At 70.7% G+C, this 9,675-nt stretch carries 9 protein-coding genes; all 9 read right to left on the reverse strand.

Features of this window, described 5'->3' with window-relative positions:
- Positions 1 to 226 precede the first annotated feature (226 nt).
- On the reverse strand, positions 227 to 1,510 hold the full coding sequence (locus AC1DOC_RS07430; RefSeq protein ID WP_478129604.1) for an aspartate aminotransferase family protein: 1,284 nt from the start codon (positions 1,508 to 1,510) through the stop codon (positions 227 to 229).
- Between the two features lie 10 nt (positions 1,511 to 1,520).
- Positions 1,521 to 2,576: a phosphotransferase gene (locus AC1DOC_RS07435; RefSeq protein ID WP_478080371.1), complete on the reverse strand. Its 1,056-nt coding sequence runs from the start codon at positions 2,574 to 2,576 to the stop codon at positions 1,521 to 1,523.
- Positions 2,573 to 3,601: a histone deacetylase family protein gene (locus AC1DOC_RS07440; protein ID WP_478080370.1), complete on the reverse strand. Its 1,029-nt coding sequence runs from the start codon at positions 3,599 to 3,601 to the stop codon at positions 2,573 to 2,575. Before AC1DOC_RS07440 ends, AC1DOC_RS07435 begins: the two co-directional genes overlap by 4 nt.
- An 18-nt stretch (positions 3,602 to 3,619) precedes the next feature.
- Positions 3,620 to 4,408, reverse strand: a complete 789-nt coding sequence (locus AC1DOC_RS07445; protein WP_307593265.1) for a GntR family transcriptional regulator — start codon at positions 4,406 to 4,408, stop codon at positions 3,620 to 3,622.
- A complete protein-coding gene (locus AC1DOC_RS07450) occupies positions 4,395 to 5,321 on the reverse strand; it encodes a DMT family transporter (protein ID WP_478083830.1) in 927 nt (308 codons plus the stop codon). The genes AC1DOC_RS07445 and AC1DOC_RS07450 overlap by 14 nt, the downstream gene beginning before the upstream one ends.
- 49 nt (positions 5,322 to 5,370) lie before the next feature.
- Entirely contained in the window at positions 5,371 to 6,741 is a 1,371-nt protein-coding gene (locus tag AC1DOC_RS07455) for an aminotransferase (RefSeq protein ID WP_478129605.1), read from the reverse strand.
- 30 nt (positions 6,742 to 6,771) lie between these two features.
- The gene (locus AC1DOC_RS07460) at positions 6,772 to 7,728 is read right to left on the reverse strand and encodes a 2-hydroxyacid dehydrogenase (protein WP_478080369.1); all 957 of its coding nucleotides are present in this window, start codon (positions 7,726 to 7,728) and stop codon (positions 6,772 to 6,774) included.
- On the reverse strand, positions 7,728 to 9,386 hold the full coding sequence (locus AC1DOC_RS07465; RefSeq protein WP_478083829.1) for an ABC transporter ATP-binding protein: 1,659 nt from the start codon (positions 9,384 to 9,386) through the stop codon (positions 7,728 to 7,730). Before AC1DOC_RS07465 ends, AC1DOC_RS07460 begins: the two co-directional genes overlap by 1 nt.
- Positions 9,383 to 9,675: ABC transporter permease (locus AC1DOC_RS07470; RefSeq protein WP_478129606.1), on the reverse strand; the 293-nt coding region annotated here is incomplete at its 5' end. The genes AC1DOC_RS07470 and AC1DOC_RS07465, both read right to left, overlap by 4 nt.

Below are 9,675 nucleotides of genomic sequence, written 5' to 3' on the forward strand. Positions count from 1 at the left end.
GAGGTGCGGTGCTCCTCGAAGCCGAGCTCGGGATGGGCGAGGTGCGGTGCTCCTCGAAGCCGAGCTCGGGATGGGCATGGATGTCGCGCCGGATATCGACGAAGCGGGAGGCGTGGGCGGCAAAGGAATCGACGATGTTCATGGTGGCAGGCAAGGGTCGTGGGGTCGAACGATTCTGGCGCAAGGCGGCGATCGGCGCCACGCGCAGCAGCGAAGAGGCGATTGGTCAGAGGCCGGCCAGCACCTGGCCGAGCGTCTCGGCCAGCAGGTCGGCATGGGCTTCGGAGAACACCAGCGGCGGGCGGATCTTGAGCGTGTTGGCGTGCTCGCCGGTGGCGCTCAGCAGCACGCGCCGCTCGCGCAGGCCATTGACGATGCGCGCGGTTTCCGCGGTGGCGGGCGTGCGGGTGCGGCGGTCGGTGACGAGCTCCACGCCCACGAACAGGCCCGCGCCGCGCACGTCGCCGATCAGCGCATGGCGCTCGGCGAGCTTCGCGATCTGCGCACGCAGGTAACGGCCGACGCGCTGCGCGTTGGCCATCAGGCCTTCGCGCTCGACCACGTCGAGCACCGCCATGCCCGCGGCCATCGACACCGGGTTGCCGCCGAAGGTGTTGAAGTAGCGGCACTCGCGGCCGAAGGCGGCCAGCGCCTCGGGCCGCACCGCGAGGCCGGCCAGCGGGTGGCCGGCGCCCAGCGGCTTGCCCATGGTGACGATGTCGGGCACCACGCCGTGCCGCTGGAAGCCCCAGAACGCGTCGCCGGTGCGGCCGAGGCCGGKCTGCACTTCGTCGGCGATGAAGAGGCCGCCGGCCTCGCGCACCGCGTCCACCGCCTCGGCCATGAAGCCCGGCGGGTCGGTGAAGATGCCATCGCTCGAGAACACAGTGTCGACCATCAGCGCGGCCGGGCGCATGCCGTGCGCCTTCAGGTCGGCGATGGCCTCGCGCACGCCGTTCGCGAACGCGCGGCCCAGTTCGCCGGGCGCGATGCGGTAGCTGTCGGGCGCAGGCACGGTACGCACCGCGTCGCCGAGTTGCACGAACTTGCCGAGCGAGGGCGAAGCCTCGGCGATGGACGCGGTGACGCCGTGGTACGCAAAGCGCGTGACGATCAGCCCCTCGGCTTTGGTGTGTGCGCGTGCGATGCGCATCGCAAGGTCGTTGGCCTCGCTGCCGGTGCAGGTGAACATCGCGTGTGCGAGCTCGGCCGGCAGGGTGGCGAGCAGCCGCTCGGCGTAGTCGAGCACGCCTTCGTGCAGATAGCGCGTGTGGGTGTTGAGCACGCCGGCCTGGCGCGCGATGGCCTCGACCACGTGTGGGTGGCAATGGCCGACGGAGGCGACGTTGTTGTAGGCGTCGAGATGGGGCCGGCCCTCGGCGTCGTACAGCCACACGCCTTCGCCGCGCACCGGGTGCAGCGGCGTCTCGTAGAACAGGCGGTAGGCCGGGCCGAGCACGCGCGCGCGGCGCTCGACAAGGGCCTGGGTCGAAGGGGCGAGGGAAGTCATGGGCGGTCTCTCAGAGGTTCAGCGCGCGGCGAAAGGCTGCTGTCGCGGCGGCGCTGCCGACGCGCTCGCAGGCCTGCAGCCGCGCCCACGACAGCGGGTTGTTGCGCAGCAGGTAGGGCGCGTTCTCGGGATAGCGCGCGGCGCGCCAGCCGCTGATGGCCACCACCATCACGAGCCGCGCGGCGATCAGGTCGAACAGCACGCCGGCCTCGGCCGGCGACAGCGGCCGCACCGCGTGGTAGGCGGCGACCAGCGGCACGATGGCCGCGAGCGGATCGTCGCCGGTGCCGGCCTGGTAGGCGGCGGCCACGGCCAGGTCGTTGATGCACGGCGCGCGCACCATGTCGCCGAAGTCGAGGATGGCGGCAATGCGGTCGGTGTCGGCCGGGTCGACCAGCAGGTTGTAGATGTTGAAGTCGTTGTGGATCGGCTGTGCGGGCAGCGTGCGCAGCACCGGCTTGGCATCGCGCTCGAAGCGGTCGAGCGCGGCGGTGGCCAGCGCGCGGCGCTCCGGCCCCGCGATGTGCGCGAGCAGGCCGCGCACGCTGTCGGCGCGCTGCAGGTCCCAGGGCAGCGGCAGGTCGCCGGCCGGATGGTCGAAGCCCGCGAGCGCCACGTCGAGCCGGGCCAGCATGCGCGCGAGGTTCTGCTGCTGCGTCGGCGTGCGCGGCGCCTCGGGCAGCGGCAGGCCGGGCAGGTAGCTGAAGAGGCGCACCACGCGCGGCAGGCCGTCGCCCGGATCGCAGGTCAAGGAGGCGGCGCCGTCCCGCGTCGGCACGATGCGCTGCACCGGCAGGCCCGGGTCGACGGCCGCGAGATGCAGCAGGGCCTGGGTCTGGAAGTCGGCGACCAGCGCGGTCTCGGCCGGGTGCGAGATCTTCAGCATGAAGCGGGCGCCGTCGGCGGCGCGCTCGAGCCGGTAGTTGCGGTCGCGCTCGCCGGTCAGCGGCTTCATCTCGCCGTCGATGCCGTAGTGCTCGCGCGCGAGTTCGCGCACCCAGGCGCCGTCGAGCGCGGGCGAGGCTTCGCTGAGCACCTGCGCGTCGGCGAACTCCATGATCGTCATGCCACGCTCTCGAAACCGCGCAGCGCGCTTGCGATATTGGGCCCCAGGTCGTCGGACAGATAGCCGCCCTCCTGCACCAGCACCGTGGGCAGTCCCAGGCGCGCGATCTCGGCCAGCAGCACGGCGAAGCCGGCGGTCTGGATCTTCATGCCCTTGTAGGGATCGCGCTCGTGTGCGTCGAGGCCCAGCGCCACCACCAGCGCGCCGGGCGCGTAGGCGCGGATGCTGTCGCAGGCGTCGCGCAGCGCGGGCAGGTAGCCGTCGATGTCGGTGCCCAGCGCGAGCGGCTTGTTGATGTTGTAGCCCAGGCCTTCGCCTTCGCCGCGCTCGTGCGCGTGGCCGATGAAGAAGGGCGTGAAGTTGCGCGGATCGCCGTGCAGCGAGATGGTCAGCACGTCGGCGCGGCGGTAGAAGATGCCCTGCGTGCCGTTGCCGTGGTGCACGTCGATGTCGAGGATGGCCACGCGGTCGTGCACGCCGCGCAGATATTGCGCGGCAATCGCCACGTTGTTGAGGTAGCAGAAGCCGTTGGCGCGGTCGGCATACGCGTGGTGGCCGGGCGGGCGGCACAGCGCATAGGCCACGCGCTCGCCACCCCGCACGAGCTGCGCCGCATGCGTGGCCATGTTCGCCGAGGCGACGGCGGCCTCCCAGGTGCGCGCGCCGATCGAGCAGGCGTTGTCGCCCATGTGGAAGCCGGCCTGGCCGACCACGCTGTCGGGGTAGGTGCAGGGCTGGCCCGGGAAGGGATGRATGTTGGGCATCACCTCTTCGGACGGATCGTCCAGCAGCTGCCAGCGCGCGTAGGCGGTCTCGAGAAAGCGCAGGTACTCGGGCGTGTGGATGGCGGCGCGCGGGCCGGCGCCGAAGTCGCGCGTCGCGACGATCTCGTGGCCCTCGCGCTGCACCGCCTCGAGCAGGCGGAAGGCGCGCTCGGGCTGCTCGTTGCTGCGCTTGAGCTTGCCGCGCACCATGAAGAGCTGCGGGTCGTGGTCCTTGTGGGTGTCGCTGTAGACGACTTTCATCGGTGTGTTTCTCCGGTCTCAGGCATTGGCGGGAAGGGGCGCGGCGCCGTGCTGCTTCACGAACAGCGCGCGCACGTGCTGCCAGGCATCTTCCAGGTGCACGCGCATCGCGGCCTTGGCGGCCTCGGGGTCGCGGCGCACCAGGGCATCGACGATGGGGCGGTGGGTCTCGGCCATGGCGGTGGGGTCGTGGTAGACCGCGTCGATCAGCGCGATGATCATCTGCATCTCGGTCTGCGTGTTCATGAAGATGCGGTGCAGGTGCGCGTTGCCCGAGAGCTCGCAGATCAGCGTGTGCAGCGCCAGGTCGTTGGCGATGCGGTGGTGCTGAGGCTGCGTGTTGGCCTCGCGCACCATGGCCTCGACCAGCGCCTGCACGCGCGCGATGCCGGCGTCGTCGGCCTTGCGGCAGGCCAGCTCGATCGAAGTCAGCTCGAGGCTCAGGCGCACTTCGAACAGGTCGTCGATCTCCTGCACGCTGATGGTCCGCACCGCGAAGCCGTGGCGCGGCTTGGCGACCAGCACGCCCTGACGCTCGAGCCGCCGCGCCGCCTCGCGCACGGGCGCGCGGCTCACGCCCATGCGGCGCGCGATGTCGGCCTCGACGATGCGGCTGCCGGGCGCCAGGCGGCCTTCGACGATGGCGCGCGTCAGCTGGGCCTCGACCAGCCCGACGAGGTCGGTCGACTCGACCGATTCGAACAGGGCCGCGTCGGCAGCAGCAGGAGGAGGAGAAATTGTGGAAATTGCCATGTTGCTTGTCTCGTCATTGGTGTGCGCCAGGGGCGATTCTTCACCGGATGGCATCTGGCGCGGCCGGTGCGGTCTTCAGGCCCCGCCCCGCGCGCGCCAGGTAGATGCCCGCCGCCATGATCAGCGCGATGCCGGCCATCGCGATCACGTCGGGCGGCCGGCGGAACCAGAAGGTACTGAAGGCCACGGCCAGCAGCAGCTGGAAGTAGTTGAGCGGCGCCAGCGTGGAGGCCTCGACGCGCTCGAAGGCAGCCAGCAGCAGCCACTGCGCCGCCGCGCTGCAGGCGCCGCCCGCGAGCAGCAGCGCCACGTCGCCCCAGGGCGGCGGGTGGGCGGGCAGGAAGAAGGGCGCGGGCAGCAGCGTGACGACGAAGCAGGCCAGCGCGGTCCAGGCGTACTGCACCGGCCCCGCGACCAGGCCCGCGAGCCGCCGCGTGAGCAGCTGGAAGATCGCGTAGCAGACGGCCGCCACCGCCATCAGCACCGTGCCGAGCAGCGGCAGGTCGGCGCCCGGCCGCACGATCAGCAGCATGCCACCGAAGCCGACCGTCACCGCCACCCAGCGGCTGCGCCGCACCTGCTCGCCCAGGAGCCACGGCGACAGCGCCACCATCAGGAGCGGCGCGGTGAAGTAGATAGCCGTGGCCTCGGCCAGCGGCATCCAGATGAGCGCCGTCATGAAGCAGGTGGCCACCGTCGCGAGCATCAGCCCGCGCAGCAGCAGCAAGGGCTTGTGCGGCGTGCGCCACATGCGCAGGTCGCCATGGCGCAGCAGCATCGCAAAGGCAATGCCGCTCACCGCGACATAGCGCATCACGTTGACGAAGGGCGCCGGGTAGAACTGCAGCATGTACTTGCAGAACGCGTCGTAGGAAGCAAAGGCCACCAGCGCGCAGAAGAACAGCGCCACGCCGGCGCGCCTGGAGCCCGCGGGGTGCAGTGCGAGAGCCGTGGCGGCGGTGCTCATCGCGCGGCCTGGAAGCCCCGCAGGAAACTCTCGTCCGTGCAGAAGGCCTTCACGCGAAGCTTTCTTCGAAGATCGCCATCGCGCGGGCGAAGCGCGCGAACATGTCGTCGATCTGTTCGGCCGTGRTGATGAGCGGCGGGCAGAAGGCGACGGAATCGCCCATGGCGCGCACGATGAGCCCCTGCGCCAGCGCAAGCTCGGCAAGGCGCGCGCCGGCCTTCTGCGCGGGATCGAAGGGCGTGCGCCTGGCGGGGTCGGCATACAGCTCGATTGCGCCGATGAGCCCCACGCCGCGCACCTCGCCGACGTACCTGCGCCCGGCGTAACTCTGCAGCCCTTGCTGGAATTGCGGCACCAGCGACTGCACGTGCGCGAGGATGTTCTCGTCCTCGTAGACCTTGAGCGTCTCCAGCGCAATGGCGCAAGCCACCGGATGGCCCGAGTAGGTGAAGCCGTGGCCGAAGGTGCCGATCTTGCCGCTGTTGGCGGCCACGGCCGCATGCACCTTCTCGTTGACCATCACGGCCGAGATCGGCACATAGCCCGACGAGAGCGCCTTGGCCGCGGTCAGGATGTCGGGCTTCAAGCCGAAGGTGGCCGAGCCGAACATCTGGCCGGTGCGGCCGAAGCCGCAGATCACCTCGTCGGCGATCAGCAGCACCTCGTACCTGGCCAGCACCTTCTGCACCTTGTCGAAGTAGGTGGCCGGCGGCACCAGCACGCCGCCCGCGCCCATCACGGGCTCGGCGATGAAGGCGCCGACCGTCTCGGGGCCTTCGTCGAGGATGCGCTGCTCGAGCGCAGCGGCCAGCCGCGTCGCAAAGTCTTGCTCGCTCTCGCCGGCTTCGGCATAGCGGAAATGATGCGGGCAGTCGACGTGCAGGATGCGGTCGATCGGCAGGTCGAAGTCGCGGTGGTTCGGCACCAGGCCGCTCAGGCTCGCGGCCGCGACGGTGACGCCGTGGTAGGCATTGCGGCGCGCGATGATCTTTTTCTTTTCAGGCTTGCCGATGGCGTTGTGGTAGTACCAGACCAGCTTGACCGCGGAGTCGTTGGCCTCCGAACCCGAGTTGGCGAAGAACACCTTGGACATCGGCACCGGCGCCAGCGCGAGCAGCTTTTCGGCCAGCGCGATGGCGGCCGGGTTGGAGCGCCCGTTGAAGGTGTGGTAGTACGGCAGGCCATGCAGCGCCTCGCTGCCGGCCTTGGCCAGGCGCGCGTTGCTGAAGCCCAGCGAGGCGCACCACAGGCCCGACATCGCCTCGAGATAGCGGCGGCCCTGGTCGTCTTCCACGAAGATGCCGTCGCCGCGCTGGATCACCAGCGGGCCGAGCTGCGGATGCGTCGCAAGGTTGGTGAAGGGATGCAGGTGCGCGGCGATGTCGTTGGCGGCGTTCTCTGCGTGCGTGCTGGCGTTCATGACGGCGGTTCCGTTGTGTAGGGAGTTCAATCAATAGCCGCGCGCCAGGTCGACCTGGTTGGCGGGGCGCCGGCCCTGCCGCAGCGACGCGAGGTTGTCGAGCGTCTGGCGCGCGATCACGAGGCTGTCGGTGCGCGTGGCGATGTGCGGCGTGACGAGGATGCGCGGGTCGCCCCAGAACGGATGCTCCGGCGGCAGCGGCTCCTGCGAGAACGCGTCGAGCGTGGCCGCCGAGAGCTGGCCCGCATCGAGCGCCGGCTGCAGGTCGGCCTCGACCAGGTGGTCGCCGCGGCCGACGTTGATCAGGTGCGCGCCGCGCGGCAGCTTGGCGAACAGCGCGGCATCGAGAAAGCCGTGCGTCTCGGCGGTGAGCGGCAGCAGGCACACCAGCGTGTCGCAGCCCGCAAGGAATTCGTCGAGCTGCGCGGCGCCGTGGAAGCCCTCGACGCCGGCCGGCAGCGCCTCTTTCTTGCTGCGGCTCCAGCCGCGCACCGGGTAGCCGATGGCGGCCAGCGCCTCGGCGCAGGCCATGCCCAGCGTGCCCAGGCCCGCAATGCCCACGCGGTGGTGGCGCGGCGACACGATCGGCTGCTCCTCCCACCGGCGGGCCGCGGAACTCGCAACGTAGGCGCGCATGCCGCGGTGCTGCTGCACCACGGCCCAACAGACATAGGCCTTCATGCCGGCCGCCATGCCGGTGTCGACGATGCGGCACAGCGGCAGGTGGCGCGGCAGCTGCGCATCGGCCGTGATGTGCTCGATGCCCGCGGCCAGCGACTGCACGAGCCGCAGCTTCGGCATCCGGGCGAGCAGGCCGTGCGGTGGAAACCAGCAGACGGCTGCGTCGATCTCGTCGAGCGCACCGAGCTCCGCGCCCAGGCGCAGGTCGATGCCCGGATGGGCCTCGCGGAAGGCCGCGGCGAGGTACTCCATGTCCAGCACCGCGCTCAGGATCGCCACGCAGGGCACGTCGTTCTTCGGCGCCATCACGCGACCAGCGCCTCGGCCGGCGACGCGGCGGACACCAGCCGCGGCACCGCCTCGATCAGCTTGCGCGTGTAGGCGTGCTTCGGATCGCCGAGCACCTTGTGCGTCTCGCCGTATTCGACGACCTCGCCGCGCTGCATCACCGCGATGTGGTCGCACATCTGGCCGGCCACGCGCAGGTCGTGCGTGATGAAGACCATCGCAAGCTGGAACTGCTCGCGCACCTGCGCGAAGAGTTCGAGCACCTGCGCCTGCACCGAGACGTCGAGCGCCGACACCGGCTCGTCGGCCACCAGCAGTTCGGGCTGCATGGCCAGCGCGCGGGCGATGCCGATGCGCTGGCGCTGCCCGCCCGAGAACTCGTGCGGGTAGCGCTCGGCCGCGTCGGCGCCCAGGCCCACGAGCTTCAGCAGCTCCATCGCGCGCGCCATGGCTTCGGCCTTGCCCACGCCCTGTGCGATCGGTCCGCCCGCAATGGCCGCGCCGACGCGGTGGCGCGGGTTGAGCGATGCGTACGGGTCCTGGAACACCATCTGGATCTTGCCCGCGGCCTCGCGCCGGAAGGCCGGCCCCTGCGACAGGCTGCGGCCCTTGAAGAGGATGCGGCCGCTGTCGAACGGCGAGAGCCCCACCAGGCAGCGGCCCACGCTCGACTTGCCCGAGCCCGATTCGCCGACCAGCCCCAGCGTTTCGCCGCGGCGCAGCTCGAAGCTGACGTTCTTCGCGGCCTGCACCGAGCGGCCGCGCTTGAAGAGGCCGTTGCCCGAGCTGTAGGTCTTGCACAAGTCCTGCACCTGCAGCACGCGCACGACCTCGCCGCTTGGCGTGTCGCGCTCGGCAGTGCCGGTGGGAATGGCGGCGATGAGCTTGCGCGTGTAGGGGTGCTGCGGCGCATCGAGCACCTGGCGCACCGGCCCGGCCTCGACCACCTGGCCGGTCTGCATCACGACCACGTGGTCGGCAATCTCGGACACCACGCCGAAGTCGTGCGTGATGAACAGCACCGCCGTGCGGCGGCGCTGCTGCAGCTCGCGGATCAGCGCGAGGATTTGCGCCTGCGTCGTGACGTCGAGCGCGGTGGTCGGCTCGTCGGCGATCAGCAGCACGGGCTCGAGCACCAGCGCACAGGCGATCATCACGCGCTGGCGCTGGCCGCCCGAGAGGCGGAACGGATAGGCGTCGATCAGCAGCTCGGGGTCGGGCAGGCCCACGTCGGCCAGCGCGGCCAGGATGCGCCGCCGCTTCTCGGCCGCGGGCACGCTGCCATGCGCATCGAAGACTTCGCCGATCTGCTCGCCGATGCGCATCACGGGGTTGAGCGCCGTCATCGGCTCCTGGAACACCATGCCGATGCGGCGTCCGCGCAGCTCGCGCATCTGCGGCTCGCTGAGCTGCAGCAGGTCGCGGCCCTCGAACAAAATTTGCCCGGCCACGGGCGCCACGTGCGGACGCGGCAGCAGGCCCATCACGGCGTTGGCGATCATCGATTTGCCCGAACCCGATTCGCCGACCACGCACAGCGTCTGGCCCGGCAGCACCGACAACGTGGCGCCATCGACGGCCAGCGCGCGGTCCGCGCCCTTGGGCAGGCGGATGCCGAGGTTGACGACATCGAGCACCGGCTGCGCCGGCTTCATGGGTGTGACGGTGGCGCTCATTTGCCCCTCCCGTCGAGCCGCGTGTTGAGCCCGTCGCTCAGGCCTTCGCCCACCAGGTTCAGCGCGAGCACGGTCAGCACGATGGCCAGGCCCRGGAACAGCGCCATCCACCAGGCCTGGCGCAGCACGGTGCGCGCCGCACCCACCATGTAGCCCCAGCTCATCTGGTTCGGGTCGCCGAGGCCCAGGAAGCTCAGGCTCGACTCCAGCAGGATGGCCGTGGCCGTCATGAGCGAGGCGATCACGATGATCGGCGACATGGCRTTGGGCAGGATCTGCGTCAGGATGA

Source organism: Variovorax sp. 01T439_2 (genome assembly GCF_056398445.1).